At 44.3% G+C, this 21389-nt stretch carries 19 protein-coding genes and 2 pseudogenes; 9 read left to right on the top strand and 12 right to left on the bottom strand.

Features of this window, described 5'->3' with window-relative positions; genetic code table 11:
- Nucleotides 1–24: 24 nt before the first annotated feature.
- Nucleotides 25–327 (bottom strand): BrnA antitoxin family protein, encoded by a 303-nt coding sequence (locus tag HV157_RS24390; protein WP_038416295.1) that lies wholly within the window; start codon nt 325–327, stop codon nt 25–27.
- Nucleotides 314–580 (bottom strand): BrnT family toxin, encoded by a 267-nt coding sequence (locus HV157_RS24385; RefSeq protein ID WP_071881499.1) that lies wholly within the window; start codon nt 578–580, stop codon nt 314–316. Before HV157_RS24385 ends, HV157_RS24390 begins: the two co-directional genes overlap by 14 nt.
- Before the next feature lie 44 nt (nt 581–624).
- Here HV157_RS24385 and HV157_RS24380 point away from each other — a divergent pair.
- Nucleotides 625–936 (top strand): annotated as a pseudogene (locus HV157_RS24380) (IS5/IS1182 family transposase); the annotation flags it as partial.
- Here the strand turns inward: HV157_RS24380 and HV157_RS24375 are convergent.
- From HV157_RS24375 to HV157_RS24350, 6 genes and pseudogenes are all read right to left on the bottom strand, one after another.
- Nucleotides 909–983, bottom strand: a pseudogene (locus HV157_RS24375) (IS1 family transposase); the annotation flags it as partial. The pseudogenes HV157_RS24380 and HV157_RS24375 overlap by 28 nt on opposite strands.
- Before the next feature lie 86 nt (nt 984–1069).
- Nucleotides 1070–1825 (bottom strand): SprT family zinc-dependent metalloprotease, encoded by a 756-nt coding sequence (locus tag HV157_RS24370; protein WP_182269085.1) that lies wholly within the window; start codon nt 1823–1825, stop codon nt 1070–1072.
- Nucleotides 1822–5106, bottom strand: coding sequence for a type I restriction endonuclease subunit R (locus HV157_RS24365; protein ID WP_182269084.1), 3285 nt, complete (start codon nt 5104–5106; stop codon nt 1822–1824). The genes HV157_RS24370 and HV157_RS24365 overlap by 4 nt, the downstream gene beginning before the upstream one ends.
- A 52-nt stretch (nt 5107–5158) precedes the next feature.
- Nucleotides 5159–5842, bottom strand: a complete 684-nt coding sequence (locus tag HV157_RS24360) for a YecA family protein (RefSeq protein ID WP_047653988.1) — start codon at nt 5840–5842, stop codon at nt 5159–5161.
- Nucleotides 5839–7098 carry a restriction endonuclease subunit S gene (locus HV157_RS24355; protein ID WP_077064139.1) on the bottom strand — a complete coding sequence of 420 codons (1260 nt, stop codon included), beginning with the start codon at nt 7096–7098 and terminating at the stop codon, nt 5839–5841. Before HV157_RS24355 ends, HV157_RS24360 begins: the two co-directional genes overlap by 4 nt.
- Nucleotides 7088–8611 carry a type I restriction-modification system subunit M gene (locus HV157_RS24350; protein ID WP_047653986.1) on the bottom strand — a complete coding sequence of 508 codons (1524 nt, stop codon included), beginning with the start codon at nt 8609–8611 and terminating at the stop codon, nt 7088–7090. Before HV157_RS24350 ends, HV157_RS24355 begins: the two co-directional genes overlap by 11 nt.
- Nucleotides 8612–8917: 306 nt before the next feature.
- Between HV157_RS24350 and HV157_RS24345 the strand changes: the two genes are divergently transcribed.
- The 6 genes from HV157_RS24345 to HV157_RS24320 all read left to right on the top strand — a co-directional run bounded on the left by HV157_RS24345 (nt 8918) and on the right by HV157_RS24320 (nt 16581).
- Nucleotides 8918–10150 carry a hypothetical protein gene (locus tag HV157_RS24345; RefSeq protein WP_047653985.1) on the top strand — a complete coding sequence of 411 codons (1233 nt, stop codon included), beginning with the start codon at nt 8918–8920 and terminating at the stop codon, nt 10148–10150.
- A 402-nt stretch (nt 10151–10552) separates the two neighbouring features.
- The gene (locus HV157_RS24340; protein ID WP_100167831.1) at nt 10553–11683 is read left to right on the top strand and encodes a hypothetical protein; all 1131 of its coding nucleotides are present in this window, start codon (nt 10553–10555) and stop codon (nt 11681–11683) included.
- Between the two features lie 143 nt (nt 11684–11826).
- On the top strand, nt 11827–12963 hold the full coding sequence (locus tag HV157_RS24335) for a site-specific integrase (protein ID WP_032636140.1): 1137 nt from the start codon (nt 11827–11829) through the stop codon (nt 12961–12963).
- Between the two features lie 142 nt (nt 12964–13105).
- Nucleotides 13106–13306: a helix-turn-helix domain-containing protein gene (locus HV157_RS24330; RefSeq protein WP_000281555.1), complete on the top strand. Its 201-nt coding sequence runs from the start codon at nt 13106–13108 to the stop codon at nt 13304–13306.
- Entirely contained in the window at nt 13296–13934 is a 639-nt protein-coding gene (locus tag HV157_RS24325) for a hypothetical protein (protein WP_182269083.1), read from the top strand. The genes HV157_RS24330 and HV157_RS24325 overlap by 11 nt, the downstream gene beginning before the upstream one ends.
- A gap of 46 nt (nt 13935–13980) precedes the next feature.
- Entirely contained in the window at nt 13981–16581 is a 2601-nt protein-coding gene (locus tag HV157_RS24320) for a hypothetical protein (protein ID WP_182269082.1), read from the top strand.
- A 48-nt stretch (nt 16582–16629) separates the two neighbouring features.
- Here the strand turns inward: HV157_RS24320 and HV157_RS24315 are convergent, their stop codons facing one another.
- Nucleotides 16630–16956, bottom strand: a complete 327-nt coding sequence (locus HV157_RS24315) for a hypothetical protein (protein WP_000280683.1) — start codon at nt 16954–16956, stop codon at nt 16630–16632.
- 379 nt (nt 16957–17335) lie between these two features.
- Between HV157_RS24315 and HV157_RS24310 the strand changes: the two genes are divergently transcribed.
- Both HV157_RS24310 and HV157_RS24305 read left to right on the top strand, forming a co-directional pair.
- The gene (locus HV157_RS24310; protein WP_000515818.1) at nt 17336–18238 is read left to right on the top strand and encodes a WYL domain-containing transcriptional regulator; all 903 of its coding nucleotides are present in this window, start codon (nt 17336–17338) and stop codon (nt 18236–18238) included.
- Nucleotides 18239–18299: 61 nt separating this feature from the next.
- Nucleotides 18300–19118 carry a DUF726 domain-containing protein gene (locus HV157_RS24305; RefSeq protein WP_032255346.1) on the top strand — a complete coding sequence of 273 codons (819 nt, stop codon included), beginning with the start codon at nt 18300–18302 and terminating at the stop codon, nt 19116–19118.
- Nucleotides 19119–19855: 737 nt separating this feature from the next.
- Here HV157_RS24305 and HV157_RS24300 read toward each other — a convergent pair.
- From HV157_RS24300 to HV157_RS24290, 3 genes are all read right to left on the bottom strand, one after another.
- A complete protein-coding gene (locus tag HV157_RS24300) occupies nt 19856–20290 on the bottom strand; it encodes a DUF2787 family protein (RefSeq protein WP_077064134.1) in 435 nt (144 codons plus the stop codon).
- Nucleotides 20291–20382: 92 nt separating this feature from the next.
- A complete protein-coding gene (locus HV157_RS24295; RefSeq protein ID WP_047653980.1) occupies nt 20383–20892 on the bottom strand; it encodes a hypothetical protein in 510 nt (169 codons plus the stop codon).
- A 25-nt stretch (nt 20893–20917) separates the two neighbouring features.
- Nucleotides 20918–21289: a hypothetical protein gene (locus HV157_RS24290; RefSeq protein WP_232967238.1), complete on the bottom strand. Its 372-nt coding sequence runs from the start codon at nt 21287–21289 to the stop codon at nt 20918–20920.
- Nucleotides 21290–21389: the final 100 nt, after the last annotated feature.

Here is a 21389-nt window from a genome sequence, read left to right as displayed (position 1 = left end):
CCTCCGGGGTAATCATGAGGCAGGCTATTTCTTGTTAAGATCGCGAATCATCGCTTCTCTTAAGATCGCATTCAGTCGCGTTTGATAACCTTTCCCGGGACGTTTAAGCCACTCCATAATATCGGCATCAATACGGACAGAAGCCTGAGTTTTTAGCGGTCGGTAAAATTTACCGCGTACGGCATCTGACCACTGTGCGTCGTCTGTGGCGGGAATATCGCTATAATCGATTTCATCATCCGTTTTGTTGGCCAGCGCTTTAAGCTCATCGTCTCGCTTAGTCGTAAGCGTATCCGGATTGTCACGTTTATGTTTAACCATGTTCATAACGATTTCTCTCTTTGCTGTCCGCCTTCCGGGCGCTGATAATACGAATGACCTCTGTTCCACTTTCAAAACGGACCGAATGCGCAACCATGATAACAATGATCCGATGAACGAGGCTGAGAGTTTGCCAGCGATATTCACCATTCTCATAACGATCCTGTCGGGAAAGATGCCGGGGATCGTCAAAGACGAGCACCGCTTCTTCAAACCGGATTCCATGTTTTCTTAGGGAAGGTGCGAACAAGTCCCTGATATGAGATCATGTTTGTCATCTGGAGCCATGGAACAGGGTTCATCATGAGTCATCAACTTACCTTCGCCGACAGTGAATTCAGCAGTAAGCGCCGTCAGACCAGAAAAGAGATTTTCTTGTCCCGCATGGAGCAGATTCTGCCATGGCAAAACATGGTGGAAGTCATCGAGCCGTTTTACCCCAAGGCTGGTAATGGCCGGCGACCTTATCCGCTGGAAACCATGCTACGCATTCACTGCATGCAGCATTGGTACAACCTGAGCGATGGCGCGATGGAAGATGCTCTGTACGAAATCGCCTCCATGCGTCTGTTTGCCCGGTTATCCCTGGATAGCGCCTTGCCGGACCGCACCACCCCGTCAGTAGCTGAACAGGAGGGACAGCTGATAGAAACAGAAGCCACTGGAGCACCTCAAAAACACCATCATACACTAAATCAGTAAGTTGGCAGCATCACCGACAAATGAGCCCATTGGAATAAGTTAGAAACTACATATCTGCCAACAACATCCCAGCCATACCATCCAGTCGCTTCTTGACCTTTTCCCAGCCCGGCATAACCTGCCCCATCAGACGGTAAAACTCTTCGCTGTGGTTGTGCTCAGCCACATGGCATAACTCATGTAGCAAGACATAATCGATGCATTCTGAGGATGCCTTAACCAGCCATGGATTCAGGGTCAGACAGCCTTTTGCAGAACAGTTACCCCATTGCGTTTGCATCGCCCGCAGACGTATCGGAGGACGCTCACTGACCCAAAGGGTCTGCGGTATCAATAAATCAAGCCTGCGTTGAAAGACATCTCTGGCACGTTCCCGATACCATTCGGCCAGCAACGCTTTAACTTTTTCTGCCGATTTGTGCCTGACCGACACTTCCAGTCGCCCACGCAACATTTTCACTCGTTGCGGCACAGAAACATCTTCTGTCACTTTCAACTGATACTGCTTGCCAAGATAGTAATGGCTTTCTCCGCTGACATACTGACGCGGAACAATGTGTGTCTGCTGCTCCCTGAAATCACGCAGTTGCTGGTATATCCAGCGACCTCTTTTTTTCAGCGCAGACAACACCTCGTACTCAGGTGTTTCTGGTGGTACAGAGGCAACAACACGGCAGTCCGGATGCACCTTGATGAGCACCCTGCCCTTAACGACCTGACGCGGAACACACTGTACGACGATGACCTCATCACCATAGACAATGCGTATAACTTTCATTGCTGGCGACTCTTTTTCACTCATGATTTCATCAAACCAACGCGCAGTATCTGGATGATAGTTTCCACAATACGGTTTACCTGGTTCATTCCGGCTCCTATTTCCCGGCAGGCCGTAAATAGCAGCGGTAAGAGATTTGTCTTGACTGCTTTCTCGATATCCTGAGGGTTCAGGGAGTTTTCTGCCACTGCTTTGACGATGATATTGTCCACTTCAAAAGCCAGCTTCGTCCACTTCTCCTGCACCTGAACGTCGTTGACCGCAAAAACCTCAGGCAGCTCTTTTTTAAATACGCCGTAATATCCCTGAGCATGTTTGTTTACCGCTAGTGCATCCGGGATATCACTGAGCTTACGGGCTTCAACCTGCTCTTCAAACTCACGGAATAAGAGGTACTGCTTCAGTGGATGGTCGAACAGTTTTTCAGCCTCTTCGATTGCCATACGCAGGAGTCTGGAAAAAGCCTCCTGAGCGTACGGGTCATCACGTAGCTCCTGCTCAATCATCTTCGTCACACGGGTTTTAATGATGTCGGTTTCATTGCGGGTTTTATTGTTGTCCCACTCTTCGGGCTTTTCGCTCTTGCCCATTTTACCGACTTCATACACGCCATCCGGTTCACGAACCTCAACGCCGGTGACATGCTTATCCAGCAGTTTTTTCACCTGCTCCGCGTAGTCGTCATAATTGACCTGCTCGCCGCTGACCTGCATTGCCCACTGGCGCAGGCTGGACATCTGTTTTACGGTTTCTTTATAGAGATTTCGGTCTTGTTCCGTAAAGCTCTTGTCGGTGAAGAAGGTAGCGGACTGCAGTGCCACTTTCAGGCATCCGGCAAAGGCCGTTAACGCCTCGAAGAAATCATCACGGGTTTTCTGATGGATATCGACCATCTCTCCGTCACGTTCTTCCATTTTAGGCACCAGTACTGCACGTAATTGCTCAGTATCATTCTTGTTTTTGACACCGGCAAATATGGCCCACAGCTGGTTATACAGATGCGGCAGACGTTTATATTCAGAACTCATGGCGCTGTACAACCCGTCAATATCCTTGATGTCGTATCCTCCCTGGGTTCGGGAGGCGAGATCCTGATATTTACCGATAGTGGTGTCCAGTTCAGCCAGAATGCCGCGATAATCAATCAGCAGGCCAAACTTTTTCAGTGGATGCAGACGGTTTACCCTGGCAATCGCCTGGATAAGGTTGTGGGACTTAAGCGGCTTGTCGATATACAGCACGGTATTTTTCGGTTCATCAAACCCGGTGAGAAGTTTATCAACAACAATCAGCAATTTGAGCTTATCATCGGTATCGAAACGACTGATGATACTGCGGGTATACGCGGACTCATCCTGCGTGCCGACATTATCCTTCCACCATTTCGTCACTTCCGGCAGTTTGCTTTCATCCACTTCGGTATTCCCTTCCCTGGTATCCGGCGGGCTGATAACTACTGCTGACTCAAACAACCCGGCTTCATCAAGATACTTTTTATATTTGATGGCGGAAATCTTGCTGTCGCAGGCAAGCTGGCCTTTCAGTCCCTCATCAATATTCTTCGAGAAGTGCGTGGCGATATCGAGTGCGATCAGACGGATGCGATCATCTGCACTATAAACCTCACCTTTACGGGCATATTTACGCTTAAGGTCGGCTTTTTGCGCTTCGCTTAACCCATCGGTAATACGATCAAACCAGGCATCTATTGCCCGATCGTTAACCTCAAGGTCGGGAATACGTTCTTCATACAGCAAAGGTGTAACGGCTTTATCTTCTACCGCTCGCTGCATGGTATAAGCGTGGACAATCGGTCCGAATTTATTGGTGGTCTTATCTTCTTTTAGCAATGGCGTACCAGTAAATGCCACAAAGGCGGCGTTCGGCAGTGCCAGTTTCATTCGCACATGGTTCTCACCACCCTGGCTACGGTGTCCTTCATCAATCAGTACGATGATGTCGGGGCTGGTATTGACGCATTCAGGCAATTTTGTCGCTGAGTTAAATTTCTGGATAAGGGTAAAGATTATACGTTCTTTACCAGAGCCAATCTGCTGTGCCAGCTTCTGACCTGAGGTCGCCATCGCTTTGGCCTTATCATCCTTCCCTGCCAGTTCGCCACCAGAGACAAAAGTGCCGCTGAGCTGCCCTTCAAGGTCCACGCGGTCCGTCACCACCACAATACGACACTGCTTCAGGCTGTCATGAAGAATCAGCGCCTTGCTGAGGAATACCATGGTGTAAGATTTACCTGACCCCGTGGTATGCCAGATCACCCCACCTTCCCTGCCCCCGTCCGGTCTGCGGGTACTGATGCGTTCCAGCAGTCTTTTTATCCCGAACACCTGCTGATAGCGGGCAACAATTTTTCCGGTTTTTTTATCAAACAGGGTGAAGAAGCGGGTCATCTCCAGCAGACGTTCCGGTGAAAGCAGACTGATGAGCAGCTTATCCTGCCCGCTGACTGCCAGTTCCCCCCCGGCGATTAACTGTTGATACCATTTGAGATCGACTGAAGGACGATGATCAAACAACGCATGAATTTGTTCAGTCGATAACTGATGGTTGCGCAGCGCATACATCTGCGGATCGGTAATATCTTCTTCGCGCCATGCCGCCCAGAATTTCATTGGCGTATGGCATGTACCGTAGCGCCCGTCATGACCGTTAATCGAAAGTAATAACTGGCTGTAGACAAACAGCTGCGGGATTTCATCGTTGAACTGGTTGCGGATACTCTGGGATATCCCCTCGTCAATGGTTGGCCCTTTCTTGCCATGACCAGCCGGGCTTTTCGCTTCAATAACAGCCAGCGGGATACCATTAACAAAGCAGACAATATCTGGCCTCCGGGTTTCAACACCACCTGACCGCAATACCGTAAATTCTTCAGTAAAATGGAACTGGTTATTTTCCGGATGTTCCCAGTCGATCAGCGCAATGGTGGGGTTGACCTTCTTGCCATCGACAAACTCCGTGACGGCGATACCGTAGAGCAGATGGTTATACATCCGTTCATTGGCTTTGAGCAGCCCTTCATTCAGCGCCGGAGAACAGACCTGTGATATCAGGTTATCCAGTGCTTTTTCCGATAACTGGCAGGTTTTGCCACCCGCCATAAAGGAACGCTTCGACAGCTCTTCACGCAGAACCGGACGCAGCACCACCTCATCCTGTTTATAGCCCCGGTAATCCATAATCTGTTTCGGAGATAAAAACGTCCAGCCGAGGCTGGTCAGTAACGTCAGTGCCGGAATTTTGGCGCTGTATTCTTCCTGGAATTTTGGCGTGTACGTCTGGTTCATCATTAATCCTTTTCTTTCTGGCGCTACTCGCTACTGGTCACATGAAGATTCATCAATGCAGACAGCACTTCTTAAATTTTTTACCGCTGCCACACGGACACGGGTCATTTCGCCCGGGCATGTTTTCTGCCCCCTTCACTGGAACAGGCCGGGATGATGCCTCTGACATTCTCACTGACAACCAGTACTGATAAAGTGCCAGTGCAGCAGGCTGAATAAGGGAAATACTTTTCTCAAACTGCTCTCCGGTCATTTTCTCAAGTACAGGAAAATTCTTCTCCACGCCATGAAGAGCGATCACTTCCAGAGAAGGCCGTAACTCACCGGGAAGACCAGACCAGTCATCCAGTGACTTTCCTTTCATATAACCAAAACACCACTCTTCCACAATGGTATATTTTTCCCCCTTTACCTCACGCTCATTGAAAATCGGCTCAAACAGTTCAGGGGCGTTATAAAGGCAACCAGCGATATCGTTCATATGCTGAAAACACAGACTGACAAAACGCTCCATCTCTCTCTCAGATGACCATTTCGGATGATAATCGCCTCCTCCCCAAATAGCACTCAGCCAGATATTGGGTGAAACCATATTTGGACCTGATAAAATCGCCGTCAGCAATCCATCCAGCTCAGAGAAACAGAGTACAGAATCATCCATTCCATACTTCATTAATATTTCTTCCAGCCAGTCGATTTCCCGGTCAGTCAGTGGACCGCTTTTCGTCAGTTTCATACGGCAACCGCCTCATCGACCTTAACACGACGTTTGCCAGTCAGTAGCTGTTGCATCAGGGCTTTTTTCTCGTCTTTCAGGCAGGCGAGTTTATCCTGAAGAACACGTATCGTCCTGCTGGAGTTATATAACATATCAGCGATGCTTTCCTGCTCTTCAAAACATGGAACAGGGACTTTTGTTTGCATAAACTCTGTCGGTTTGATATTTAATAAACCATTATTTCGGACCCCAGTATTAACTAACGCCCCTAACTGTGGCTTGAGATAATCAGCCTCAAATAAATATTTAAAATAACGGTGACTGAGCCCATTTTTTAATCTAAAGCAAACATAGACATGGGGTACCAGTCCTGCTTCATATGCTTCAAGGTCAAAAATACATCCGAACTCGTATGTTTTTGAGTTTCCTTTGTTATATGCAAACTCACCTTTTTTAAGCAGGATATAATTTTTCACACTTTCTCCCGCCATATAACGACTATAACGCTCATCCTGCCGGACAAATCCAGACAAAGATGATATTGTTAAAATAGGATGTTCGGCAGCATCATTTTTACGTTGAACTCGCGTTGCTATTTCACTTATTCTTTTAAACTCCCACTCCGTGCTAAACCTCACCCCATTCTCATCCAGCAAGCGTTTCTTCCCAGTAAGCAATTGCTGCATCAGGGCTTTTTTCTGCTGCTGACTGTTGGTGAGAAGCTTTTCCGTCACCGAAATCGCCTTATCCCAGGTTGACAGGATTTGGGCGATTTTCTTTTGTTCGTCAAAAGGAGGAACAGCTATTCTTAATTTCTTAAAATATGGAAGACCAATTGTTTTAATTGTAGAGCCAACAGCTTGCCTTTCGAACTCTTCTTTATTTAACTGCAACCAATTATAAAGATACCAACTATGAAGCTTTTCTTTATTATCACATTTCCAGGCAATAAAGTGCTGACTCACAGCCATTGGCGTAGCCATAACACCACTCTTGCCAACACCTGCGTCGCGCGATAATACAACCGTTTCCGCCGGATGTACTTCAGCTGAACTATTTTTGATGCCCTCTAGAGATATTTCTTTATCAGTTTCATAAACGTACCCTTTATCAAGGCGACATGAATCAGCGAGGGAAATCCATTTAATGCCACCATTCCAATATTCCGGGAATGATTTACTCGGTGTATGGCCACTGCATCTTTCAGCAATATTATCCAATAAATTGTAGCTCCACCCTACAGGCAGCTTTTGCAATATTATTTCACGAGCCATAACCAAGCTCCTTCAGATAACCCGCCATCTCCGTTTCCAGTTTCGCCAGCTCCACCTTTAGTTGCTCACGTTCCTTACGCACCACCAGCAAATCGATCTCGTCTTCTTCCTCAAAGGTATCGACATAGCGCGGAATATTGAGGTTGTAATCGTTGTCCTGAATTTCCTTCAGGCTGGCAAGATAGGCGTATTTCTCGACGTTATCGCCATCACGGTAGGTCTTGACGATTTTCTTAATGTTTTCTTCGCTAAGCTGGTTCTGGTTTTTACCTGCCTTGAATTCACGGCTGGCATCGATAAACAGCACCTTATCATCAACTTTCTGCTTTTTGAAAATCAGAATCGCAGCCGGAATCCCCGTACCGTAGAACAATTTCTCTGGTAGACCAATCACCGCATCCAGCAGATTTTCATCAATCAGTTTCTGCCTAATTTTGCCTTCGCTGGAGCCACGGAACAGCACACCGTGTGGCACCACTACGCCCATACGACCAGTCCCCGGTTTTAGGGTTTCTATCATGTGTGAGATAAAGGCGTAATCTCCTTTAGTCTTCGGCGGTACACCGCGACGGAAACGACCAAACTTATCATTCTCGGCCTCGTCATGACCCCACTTATCCAGGCTGAAGGGTGGGTTTGCGGTCACGATATCAAACAGCATCAGGTCGCCATTTTTATCGAGCAGCTTCGGGTTACGAATGGTATCGCCCCACTCGATTTTATGGTTGTCTTCGCCGTGCAGGAACATGTTCATTTTCGCCAGCGACCACGTGGAGCCAATCGCTTCCTGACCAAACAACGCATAATTACGGCTGTTATGTCCGGAGACAATTTTACGTCCGCACTTCATCAATAACGAACCAGAGCCGCAGGCCGGATCGCAGATGGTATCACCCGGTTGCGGATCAAGCAGTTCAGCAATCAGGTCTGAAACTTCTGGTGGGGTATAGAATTCCCCGGCTTTCTGCCCACCGCTGGCGGCAAAGTTTTTGATCAGATATTCGTAGGCATTACCGATAACGTCCAGCGTACCTACACGGCTTGGCTTCAGGTTGAGATCTTCACCGGCGAAGTCTTCCAGCAACTGACGCAGGATGGTGTTCTTCTGTTTTTCTTCACCCAAGCGGTCAGTGTTAAACGAAATATCCTGGAACACGCTTTTCCCGGCATCTTTCAGTTTGGTTCCGTTGGCTTCTTCGATTGCATGCAGAGCCTGATCGATACGCTCACCGTTACCCGGCTCATGGCGGCGTTCGTACAGCGCATAAAAGCTGGCACTTTTTGGCAGTACAAAACGCTCGTTGGCCATCATCGCTTCAATCAGTTCCGGCGCATCGCCATACTGTTCTTTGTATTCGTCATAGTGATCCTGCCAGACATCTGAAATGTACTTGAGGAACAGCATGGTAAGGATAAAGTCTTTATAGGTATCAGCACTGATGGTGCCACGGAACGTATCACACGCGGCCCACAGGGCTTTGTTGATCGTGTCCTGACTGATTTTGTCGTTCATGAATCATCCTGGTCTGAAGAAAAAGCTAGCGATGCAGGGCTTTGCATCTTAAAAATTGCGGTAAATGATACCGTAAGATGCCTCCCCTGACACGCCAATATCGCAGCATTCAGGTTTGCATCATCCCCGTAATATCGACATGAGACAGACTGACACAACCTGGCTCGTCACTCGCTAAAAACCAATTATCTTAGTAAGATAGCATCCATATTAGCCATGGTGTAAAACTGCCGTTGGGGTAATGATGATCCATATATCACCCGTTCTGGTGTGTGAAGCTGACATCATCCATAATCGGCAACGTTGATGCCCTTTGATAGTAATGATGACCGTCAATGTGATTCCCCTGCTGACTGGAGGTCTCCGGATAGAATGAGTATTGCCAACTGCGCTATCGGCCCACTTTATGATGAGCAAATAAAAAAAACACTTATGTATGCTGACCATAAATTCAAGCGGCTAATGAATACACGAATGTCGTTACTCGAACATTTATCACCCCACTATGACTTATCTTCCATGTTCAGCTATGAGTTGGAGGGAAGAGTTTTTCGGATTAAATTGATCAAGCCTGAGATTAAATTATCTCGCCAGCAGTTGATCTTCTCCTCACTCTTTTTAGAGCAAGATTTTCTAAAAGAATATAAAAAACACATCTCAAATACTCTACAAAAAACAATCAAACAGTGCATTAAAAAATACAAACAAAAAATCAAAGTCGAGCATTCCATTTTAGATTACATATCAGCATCGTCACGCAATACTTCGAGTTATGTATTACATGAGATAGTTTCTCAATGTGAACATTGCGATGAAATTCGCAATATTAAAAATGATATATTGCTTGATGAACTAACGTTGAATGGCCGGATCACTAACATTTCAAAATACATTAAAAATAGTCAAGATAAAATCGTCGAACATATAGAGTTCTGCACTCATAAACTTGTCAATATAAGTCGTAAGAATCGTCACATTTTCAACAGCACCACAATCTCCGGCAGAAAACCCAACATCACTGGTGTTTTACTTTGCCTTTCAGAATTGATAAGCAACCTGCATATTTACCCAACTGAAATTAATAATATAAGCAATGCCATAATATTAAGCATTGCATACTCTGTACTTCAACATCTTCAATCCGGAAGAGAAACAGAAAAAACCAAAACCTCTCCAGCACTGGATTTTATCCCCACCATCATCGCACCTCATGTTTTCTACCTGGCGAAACGCGAAAAATCCTCTCAATATAAATACATTGAAAAAGAATATCTTCTCGGCCAGTTACTTATATTTTTGATGTATAAAACAGTTTACTACTCGATTCATAACATCAGGGTAAGCCATAAGCACTTCTATAACGATATAAAACCAAAATTAATGGCATTAAAAAAAGAAAGCTTATTAAGCACCAATTTCATGAAAAATCGAAGTGAGATTAGAGGTGAAGTCTTTGGTGATGTTGGTAGTATTGAGGCTGATTTGAGGGAAATCAGCACATTGATTCATCGGCGAAAGGCTCTGTTTATTTCCTTTTAATCTTTAGAGAACACTATATCATTGTGAAGCAGAGCTAATTTCAGCCTTGCATAGATCATTATCAATGCCATAGACAGTGTTAATCATATGACATCGTTCCGGTATTGATACTGATTATCAGGCCTTGGTTTTATGTAATTTAAACACCACCATCTCTGAAACCTCATAGCGCTCATATTTTAACCATAAAAACTAACCGATTTACACCCGCCACACACCGTCATAACTTATTGTATTTAAATAGCTATAAGCCTCTAACTCACTGATTACACCATTAAATTCAAGCCATATCCTTACGCAGATTCAAGCTTGCCCCTGCTGCCATTCATGTTTTAGGATTACCTCGCTAACACGACATGCTACTTTTTAAATCAGTGTATTAATTCAAACGAGGATAAAATTATGTTCGAGAAAATGAAAAACAATGTAACCCGTGTACCGGGGAATTTAAAAAAACTTAACCAATACCAAAAAGACATTGATCACCTGTCTAAACTATTTTCTGAACAGCAATTACTGGAACTAATGACGACTACCGAATCCGATCAAATATTGCAAATGAAGCCTGCTGTAGATATTCTTCATGTACTATCTCCATCAGCATCTACTGCTAAGCATATCAATTTTTTTCAGCACGTCCCAGTGCTCGAACAATGGTTAAAAAAGGAGTGCACTGCCTTTAATTTACTGGCAGTATATTTCTATTCACAGCAATCCCGTAAAAATGTCATTCCGAAAAAAATCTGTATGCTACTGGATGCATTTATTGCAACTGAACTTTCATCTGCGGTTAATGGTAATAATAATGCCGAACTCCTTTCTTGTTTTCAAAACACGCTGGATAAAATGTGCAATACACTAACATTTATAGACCACACAGTTACGGAACAATCAGGTCAAGTAGCAATGCTTGATTTCAGCGCAAAAATGAATGAATATACTGTTGAAATCAGTACCTTTTTGAAGTCTGAATACTGGCTAAACAAACTACCTAAGGATATTAACATTCCAGCCATTGACCTATCCTGGGTTGTGTTTTGTTACTTTTGCTCTGAATATCTTTTTGTATTTATTCAAACAACGCTCAATACAATGAAGGCAGGAAAAATCATTCGTGATAACTACCTTTATCATCCTAAAATGATTGCATTGATCATTTTATCTATGCTGCCTTATGAAGTCATTCATAACGATGGATCACTGAATAAGTTTAAAACGCCTTTAACCAGCCCTGATGAGTTCATAATCAAATCTATTTGCATTAAAGGTAAGCAAAACACTACAGGGCATAAAAAAGATATCGAACAATTGCTTCGTAAGACATATATCTATATTGCATTACTCTTAAACCCTGAGTGGGCACCATCTTCCAAGGAGTTGATTTCCTTTTTATCAGGAAAATCCACAGTGATAAGTGGTTCACTCAACTTCCAGTCAACCTCCAGTGGTCTGGGTGTTCAAACAAACAATATAACTCTTCTTAAGAATGAGGTTTACTTCGAAAAAATAGCGAACAAGATCATGAAACTGTAGTTTCTTAATATAATGGCGACATGGAATTGTGTTGCCATTATATCTGAATCTGCGTTTTTTCACCTGATGAACTGTGAAAGCTGTAACTGGCAGACTATAACCTCACATCGTATTTTTCCAGTGTCATTTACAGGAGAAATACGATGCCTATTCTGGATCTGCGTTTCAGCAACAAATCAATTCACCAACTTCCACATCCCCTCACGGGTTGTCAGGAATACCGTGATATTCACTGCCAAAACCTGCGTGCTCTGGTGTATCCCAATCGGATCACGCTGGCCTTCCGTGCCACTATAAACAATCAGCGTATATATGAAACCCTGGGTCAGTTCCCTCAGCTCTGCGTTGAGGATGCCCGTCAGCATGTGATGAAACTGCTTGCTGATAAAAATCGTCTTGCGGTTCAGTCCCGTCGATTCACTGTGGAACAGGCCATCAATGACCTGTGGCTACCGGATTTGCAGTTGTATAAAAAGAGTCCTCAGTCAGAGTTGTCAAAACTCAACCTCTACGTTCGCCCGTTCTGGGGCAAGCGGCAACTTCGCGACATCACGGCAGGAGAACTAGAACAATATGCTGCTGGCTTACGGGAAAAATTACGTCCGTCAACAGTAAACCGTATCCTCGCAATATTGTCCAAAATATGCTCTCTGGCAGTACGTGCTGGATGGATCACACATTCCCCGATGTCACATGTCCGCTATCTGAAAGAAAATAACATTCGCTATCGCACACTATCAGCGACAGAAATCCCGCGCTTTATTGACGCGGCAACAGCGCTGCAAACACCGGCAGCTGATTCTATATTGCTTGCTCTTTATACGGGGATGCGTATTGGTGAGGTATGTACCCTGAAATGGGAGTACTGGCACCCGGATATGCATCAACTCATACTGCCTGATACAAAGTCCGGACACCCTTTCACCTGCCCACTTGCACCTCCAGCCATTGCAGTTGTCCAGTGCCAGCAGGACCTGATGCTCAGCAAAACTTACATTTTTCCACAACTAACCGACAATGCCCGCCCTCTGGCATATCCGCGTGCAACCTTTGCCCGTATTTGTCGGGATGCCAACATTGATAACCTGCGGATGCATGACCTGCGCCGTACCTTTGCCACCCGGGTACTACAGGCGACCGGGGATATTGCAATCGCTTCCCATCTGCTAAATCACCATTCACTCACGGCGACCCGTCGCTACGCTTTTCACAATGCAGCGACATCACACGCAGTGGTTTCTCAGGTCATAGAAAGTTATGACACAAAAATGAACCTATGATCTGTGATTCGTGATTGATGCAACACTCGTTTAAGGACGGTATTGTCATTGCATGCTTCTGCAGGGCCCTGCATTAAGTCATCAAAGAATGTGGATTGATATTAAATCCGCGTGGCTTCTTCTTCTCTAAAACCGGAGGTTTATGTATTTAACCATTAAGCAGTTTGCAGAAAGATTTAATCTTTCCGCATCCACGGTTGCGTCAGATATATCGCGCAACCCAGGAAAACTCCCGCCCTTCATCAGAATTGGGCGGGCTATACGATTCTCTCTTGATGATATTGTTGAGTGGGAAAATGCACATCGTCAAAACAAACTTAAAGGTGATATAAATGGTTACTAAGAACACAGCAAATAATGCTAATAATGCACTGAACATTCTTCCTGAAGCAGCAAACACAGCTGTAGACAACGATGAAAAATATCTGTCCTTTGCATTAGTTCTCGCTATCACGATTATGGGTAACTTAGTAAAGCTCATCGGCACAGATGGCTTCGTACTTTATACCTACACCCTGCAGGACACGGCTACTGCTCGTGCTGTTTTTAATGAATTAGCCAGGCGTCTCAAAAATTTCAATCGTCAGGAGGAGGTCTACACCACCGATTACCTCACCTTTCGAATGAAATACATTTACGGTGTTACCTTGTTCGAACATGATGGTAAATCTATCCTCAGCCTTTTTGATAAGAAGGGCTATCCGGTATTGAGTGAATCAGGAGAACCCGGTTCTCTTTATGATATGTATCTTGACATTCAAGCCCGATTACATGGCGGCTACGCCTCAAAAAAGTTTCTTCATTTACATGAACATTGTCTGTTATCTGCACACGTTACCCCGTCTGTGGAAAAGACGCAACGTGGTATCCTGATTAAAGCAGGCAGGAACCTCGTTTCATTTATCCATGCAGATGATGAATCACGCAAAACCGATATTTTCAAATCTGTAGTAAATGTTATTAAATCTTGATTCTTTATGCCGGGACACAGCTCCCGGCATTTTTTCGGAGTTAACTATGAGCCATAATTTGCAGGATATCCTCGCTGCCGCCTCGGGGTATCAGTCCGTGACTTCAGAGCCAGCGCTCAATCTTAAAAGACCTAAAACGCTTGATGATTATCCTGTGATACCACCTGCATCAGAAAAAGTATCTGTTATTTCAAGTGACCTGACACTCCATATCGGTTTTGATACCGAATATGTTTTCAATCCTGAAACACAACAGAATGATATTCTGTCATATCAGAGTTATGTTGTCTTACCCGAAAATACAGGTATATCGAACATTATCTATCCACCTGACTCACAGAAAAAATCCCGGCTGTCTTTTAAGGAATTTCTCTGTCAAACGATTACACCGCTTCTTGAAACGGGTGTGATTACAAAATGGCCCGGTATTATTAATATATATGCGCATTTCATTCGTGCGGATATCGCCTCCTTTGCCAATTTCTGGTCAGACTACAAAATTCTTCTGAAAGGAATACGCGGTACTGTCAGCAGCTTCAAAAATCGTTACGGTATCGATTTTGATGAACAGCAGGAACGTCGCGTAAAGACTGAACAGATAATGTTTGACAAACGAACTTCCCCTCCGCGTTGCAGTAACGTAGCTTTCATCGATACACTGCTTATCACTCCCGGGGATATGGGTCTGGCTGAATGTGGTGAATTACTGGGTCTTCCCAAACTCACCATTCCTGCCCCTTATTCCATAACCAATATGCGTGAATATCTTCTGGGCGACAGAGCAGGGTTTGAAGCCTATGCTCTGCGGGATGCCGAGATTGCGGTTCGTTATGCTTTACAGGTTCGCAATTTTTGCGCCCGGGAGCTGATGATTGATCGTGTCCCCGCCACCATCGGGGCGATGGCAGTTTCACGGTTCACCAAAACACTTAAAGAAAACAATATATCTCCTGAAGTCTGCCTTGGGACACACATTAAAACCCGTGAACTCTGGCTCACGGAGAAACAGGCATTCCGGACGATTAAAAACCCCGCCAGTGTTCCTTCAAGAGAGTTGTTTGAAACGTTCCCGATCAACTGTTACCACGGCGGACGCAATGAGTGTTTTATGATGGGGGTTACACCGTCTGATCACTGGTATGACTACGATCTGGCTGGAGCGTATACCACCGGGCTATTAGATATCCTCACACCCGATTACGGAAACATCCGCCTCAGTAAAAATCCGGACGATTACTGTGGGCATGTGATGGGATTTGCGCTTGTCACATTTCGGTTCCCGGAATCAGTTCCCTATCCCAGCCTGCCGGTTCGGACCGATCAATATGGGTTATTCTTTCCATTAAGTGGCGAATCATGGGCAACGGCACCTGAAATCGAACTTGCTCTGTCGCTCGGGGCAGAGATGACGATCCATAATGGGATCATCGTCCCCTGGATCTGTGACACCTCCCCACATAACAGCGAATCAACATCGGTGTTTCTTCCCTTTGTTCAACAGGTCCGTGAGAACCGTAATCGCCATATTAAAGGTTCTCTGGAGGAGAAATTCTGGAAAGAAATTGGCAACTCGCTTTATGGCAAACTTGCTCAGGGCCTTCGCGCCAAAACCGCCTTTGATACTGCCCGTGGATTAAACAGATCCCTCCCACCATCATCGGTTACTCAGCCATTCTTTGCTGCGCATGTGACGGGATTTATCCGCGCCGTTGTCGGGGAACTCATGAATGCTTTGCCTTCTGATTCATCGGTTGTCAGCGTCACAACCGATGGCTTTTTGACAAATTGCCCACTTAACAAGATAAACATGAGCGGTCCACTGTCTTCCCGCTTCCAGTCGCTGTGCGATATTGTTGATCCGGGTTCATCAATGTTGACATGTAAGCATGAGGTCAGCCAGCTTATCGCCATGAAAACCCGGGGGCAGTTAACCTATAGAGCTATTCAGGGAAAACCGGTTGTTCATGCCAGGGCTGGCGTTAAACCTCCTGCCGATATTCCACGCAGTGACTATAACGACTATATGGTAGATCTTTACCTTAATCGTTTACCCGGTCAGACGTTATCCCGAAGTACGTTGATATCAACGCGTGAGATGTGGCTGTCGGAAAGCGATCTGGTATCCCGGGAACAGGATATCCGTCTTAATCTGGAATTCGATTTCAAACGCCAGCCCGTACAGCCCGCCATGAATGAAGGGCATCTACTGATGTTTTCCCGCCCGTGGGATAATATGGAAGAGGCTCTGCAGCAACGCTCCCTTTTCGACGACTGGCGGCAAACGCATACACTGAAGACCCTGGCTGACTGGGATGACTGGTGTGATTTTCTCTATTGCCGGACGGTGTTTTCTGATATGAAACTAAAAGTCGGAAGCAAACGTAGTGATGATATTTTAGTCAGACTATTTCTCCGGGCGCTGACTCAGTGCCAATGGGGGCTTATGCTGAAAGATAAAAAAAGTTATTCCTGTAAAGAGGTTGCTGAATGGCTGACGTCAGAAGGCTATTCAGTAACGGTGACTGATATAAAAAATGCGGTAAGAGCAAAAATACCCCAAATGAAATTTAGTTCTGTAACACCGCGAATGAAGTCACTGATGGATATCATAGCCCGTAAATATCCGACATTCTGTCTTCCAGTCTGATAACCGTTAAATCTCCCCCAACTCCTTTAACAGAAGTTGGGGGCTTAATCACAGGCAATCGGCATCAAAACAGTGAAATAACTGCCGCGCGTCAGGATGGCCATTTACATGATAGATCCGCATGGCATGACAGGTGATACTCTGGAGATTAGCCGCCAGCCTTTTCCCCATATTCACCAGTATGCCGTGTGGTATTTTACTGCTTGTACTGTTTACTGTCAGAGTAAAACAATTTGTTTCAACGCTGACCTCAATAAAATCATTTCCAAATAATGTACCGACAACCTGCCTGATTGTTTCTTCATAATCTGTCAGATCAATGACATCACGCCATCTCGCATTTACGAGTTGATACTTTCTGATATGTAAATACATAGAACCACCTTTATGTTATTTCAACTAATATGATGTTCTCCGACATTATGAAAATATTAATCATCATTGTAATTGCTGATAACCTCTCTAACCTTCGGATCTTACGTTCCCCCCTGCCTCTCCGACTTGATGGCAAAAGTGCATGGTCAAATATGCAGCAAAAACATGTCATGTACAGGTCAGGATAATAATTATCACCCTGAACGCAAAAATACACATGGACAGGATGAGTCCACATTTTATTCGATGATTCCAGCAATGTTTTAATATATTGATAATTAATGAGTTAATTTTTTTCTCCGTCACAGTAAAAGTGGACTCATCCTGTCCGTTACTTTGCTGAAAATATCCTCTTCGCTGGCATTAACCGGATAAACGAATGGGTAAGCACGATAAACTTGGATATCGACTCGGATTGATATTAACTCGCCTGAACAATGGTGAGTCACTAGCCGTCCGGGAGTTATCTGAGGAATTTAACGTTTGCGAAAAAACTATCCGTCGTGATCTTACTCAGCGCCTGTCCTATCTTAATCTGATTCGACAAAATGGTCGCTATCGCCTGTCTGACGGTGTTCTCGGTCAACGCAGCAATGCTGATTTACGTCATTTCACGCGCATCCTGGGTATTGAAGGGCTGTTCCCTCGCTGGGATGACAGACTACTGAGTATTTTGTTAGGTAACACGAAAAACAACCCGTTTCTGATAAAACAACGTCCATACGAAAACTGCGGATCATTCATGTCAATTCTGAATGTATTATCCGATGCCATCCTGTCACAGAAGAAAGTAAATTTTAATTACAAAGATAAAGAGTTTCGGGCTGTTGAGCCATACAGACTGGTTAATGATAACGGATTGTGGTATCTCGCTGCCGCCCATGACAGTACATTAAAAAGCTTTGTTATCTCATCTGTCAAAGACGTTTGCATGAGTAATATCTCTTTCAGGATAATCCCCGAAATTAATGAAAAAATAGAAAAGACAGATGGTATCTGGTATAGCGAAGACCTTATCGAAGTTCTTATTTCAGTTTCCGCACATGTTGCTCCGTGGTTTACCCACCGTCATCTATTGCCAGGACAGGAAATAATTCATACTTCCCGGTCTGGCGATTTACTGGTGATATCACGTGTAACACACACAGATCAGATAATGCCTTTAATGAAATACTGGATACCGGATGTCGAAGTAATACAACCGGCCTCAATCCGTCAACAACTTGCTGAAGATATACAATCCGCACTGAAACGTTACACCCAGCCAAGTAACGCCCCGTAATGACACGGATAATATAATTTTCATTGAGTGCTATTTTTGTAAGCTAAAAAATGGAGTTACCATGAAAAAATGCCCGGTTCTTCTTGTTGTATCAGGGTTTCTGACCGAAAATGATATATCATGGTTTAACCGAATTAAAGCAGGGTGTGGCCTTGATGTCAGATACTATAAATGGGAATCGGCAAATCTACTATCCATATTAAGTTCTGACATAGCGAACAAGTGGGGGTTATATACTCTCTTCCCCCTGAGAACATCTCCTTTATTGTCATCAATCTCCATTCCATTTAAAGCGCGTCAGGCCTGGTATAATGCAACGAAAGCAGCAGTTAATAACAGAGAAAAATTAGCACACGTAATAAACGAGATATACGTTAAAGAAAAGCGTAATGTGATCATAATGGGTCATTCTTTAGGGACTCGATTAATAAACAATACATTACCCTATATTAAAAATGATAATATTCTCTTAACAATCTCTATGGCCGGAGCCACCCCAATAACAAGTTATACAGAGAACATAATGAAAATGGCTTACGGTTCAAAAATGGGGCATTTAAATATCTACAGTGAACATGATAAAGTACTTAACACGATATACCCTCTCGTAGAGTCAGTAACGCCAATTGGGGTTCGGGAGGTGAGATTCAGACCTGCTCGGGTGATCAACTGGAAGTGGGATATTGGTCACACTGAATATATTACTTCAAACAGGATTGATTCATTAACACACTGGTTAAATGTTACCTGTGCCGATTTAGCTGATCCAGACGTAGAGCTCACTGACGACGACATAAAATTGTTTAATGATATTATTGATCTTGCGAATTTAACACATCATAAAAACACTGTCGCACCTAAATTAATATCATTTGAGTAGTTAAAAAAAGGTTGCATTATAACGGGAGTGTATATTTACTCCCGTTAAGTTTCATATTTTATAGAATTGATATGGATTCGATTAAAAATTTCGTCTAACTCGTTCCCTTATCAAATTTGCCAGCCTTACCCTTCCAGGTGAAATAGTTTCCGTTACAATTTCAACTCTCAACAAATCACGCTGTCCGGTTCGGCGACTGACCGCGAAACGCTGACATATATCATTAACCGATACCGTATTACCGGTATACAGTTGTAGTAATATCCAGCACAGCCTTTCTGCGATCCTTTCACCGCGAGTTTTATACATCTGTAAAACCTTCAGTTATCGTCAACGATGACATAGTCCACCTCAAAACCCACATAACTGACTGTATTCATGAATATTTATTACCGGTGTAATACTGTCGTTGGGGTAATGGATTAACCGTTATCACCCTGCTACTGGAGAATGCACCATAGGGGGCAAAAATCACGAGGGATCTGAGATCCCCCGTGTCTGCACATGTTTATGCGAACGGTCCGGTACAACCAGTATCATCATCATGCTGCGATGTACTGCGCATGAAGAGGATTACAAAGATGCCCGTTTTCTTCCTGTTCATAACAGGTCAACAACTTTCCACAGTTACCGTTACCCGGTAAATCCCCATAGACAGGTAATCCATAAAATTACCCTCCCATAAGGACCAGAGTCCATTCCTCTCTGCCGCCCGCTTTCTTCCTGTTCATAACGGGTCAACAACTTTCCACAGTTACCGTTACCCGGTAAATCCCCATAGAGAGATATTCCATAAAATTACTCTCCCACAGGGACCAGAGTTCATTCTTCTCAGATACCAATGAAATATCTCCAAACAGATAATGGAAGACGTAATGACCCGACCAGCAAAAATCTATTTCCTTTTCCAGTTCCGGGTAGACTCGTCCCATGTAACTAAAGTCTGTGACATAATCGAAATACCATTCGTTATCCTGACGGATGAACCGCATTTCAACCGGATGAAATCCGCCGGATTCTGCACTGTAGTCCGGGTCACGAAAATTAATGACTACTGCCCTGACCGATGTTTGCTGAGATTGTTCTGCCAGAAGCGTAACGATGTGCTGCTGAAATAATTTAGTGACAGGCAGCGTTAATCCTGCCTGTTTTAAGACATACTGGGTTTGCATAATAGATTTTCCTGTAAAAGGTGAGTAGAGGTGTGTAGTAGTTTCTGGTTGTATACAGTTCTGGTAAAGAATTAATTCTTCGCAATCCTTTCTCAATCGCCAACCTTACCGAGTGTTTTAAGGCGCGCCCGCCAGTCAGCATATAAAACATGCGTAAACAACTTCTCAGGGTGCGCCTCAAGCAGACATATATCCGGTGAGCGTAAAACAGCGGCCAGGAAACCGGCATTATTGGCACTTGCTCCTTTAAATAATGATCTGAATACGCCTGATGTGAAGCCCGTTGTCGGTTGAACTTCGAGTACACTTTCAATCTTAGAAAGTGGGACCCAGTCTTTAGAGAACAATCCACCGCTGCCATTTGCCATGAGACGCAGGTAAAGTTCATTATCCGTTTCAGACATAGCCAGTTGCCATGTCAGAATACCGCTGGCTTTAGGGCTGATTTTTTCCGCCTGACCTGATTCAATTAGCAGCTTATAACTCTCTTCAGGTAATATTTGGCCATCTTCAGTGATACCTTTTTCAATATCACTTAAATCATTATTTAACCCCAGCTTCTCGTGTTCATTATTATTTTTCTCTAACTTTGATTTTCTCATTTTCATCTCCTGGTTTTAATCTGATTTACAGACGGGATTCCGCCATAGACATTAATGTGTCAATCCCCTTCAAAGGGCATTCCGGATGAAATAGCAGATAAATACCATTTCCATTATCTTCTGTAATTGATAGCATCAAGTAATATTCATCTGTCAGATGGACCACGAACTCAGGGTTTGCAATTAAATGATGAATTACATCCAGTACGTGTCGTTTAATATCTTCGGGAACATCACCGGGTTCAATGTACATTAATGTTACACCCACCTCGCACCAAAAATTCATTGCGGAAAGTTCATCATCAAATGGAAGTATCAGTTCTTTTCTCAAGACAGTCATAACTGAATCGGGAAGAAGGAGCGACGGCAGGTCTTGCCAGTTCGAGATAAATTTCATTGAATAATCCTCATAAACAAAAAACCCGATACGTTTTAAGTATCGGGGTTACATAGACAGGGTAAAGAATCTGGAATTGCCTTCAGGCGTCATCTAAATT

It is taken from the genome of Enterobacter sp. RHBSTW-00318, from assembly GCF_014101375.1.
Taxonomy (GTDB): domain Bacteria; phylum Pseudomonadota; class Gammaproteobacteria; order Enterobacterales; family Enterobacteriaceae; genus Enterobacter; species Enterobacter ludwigii.
The sequence above is the reverse complement of the archived record's forward strand: the minus strand, read 5'-3'. Positions and strand labels throughout refer to the sequence as shown.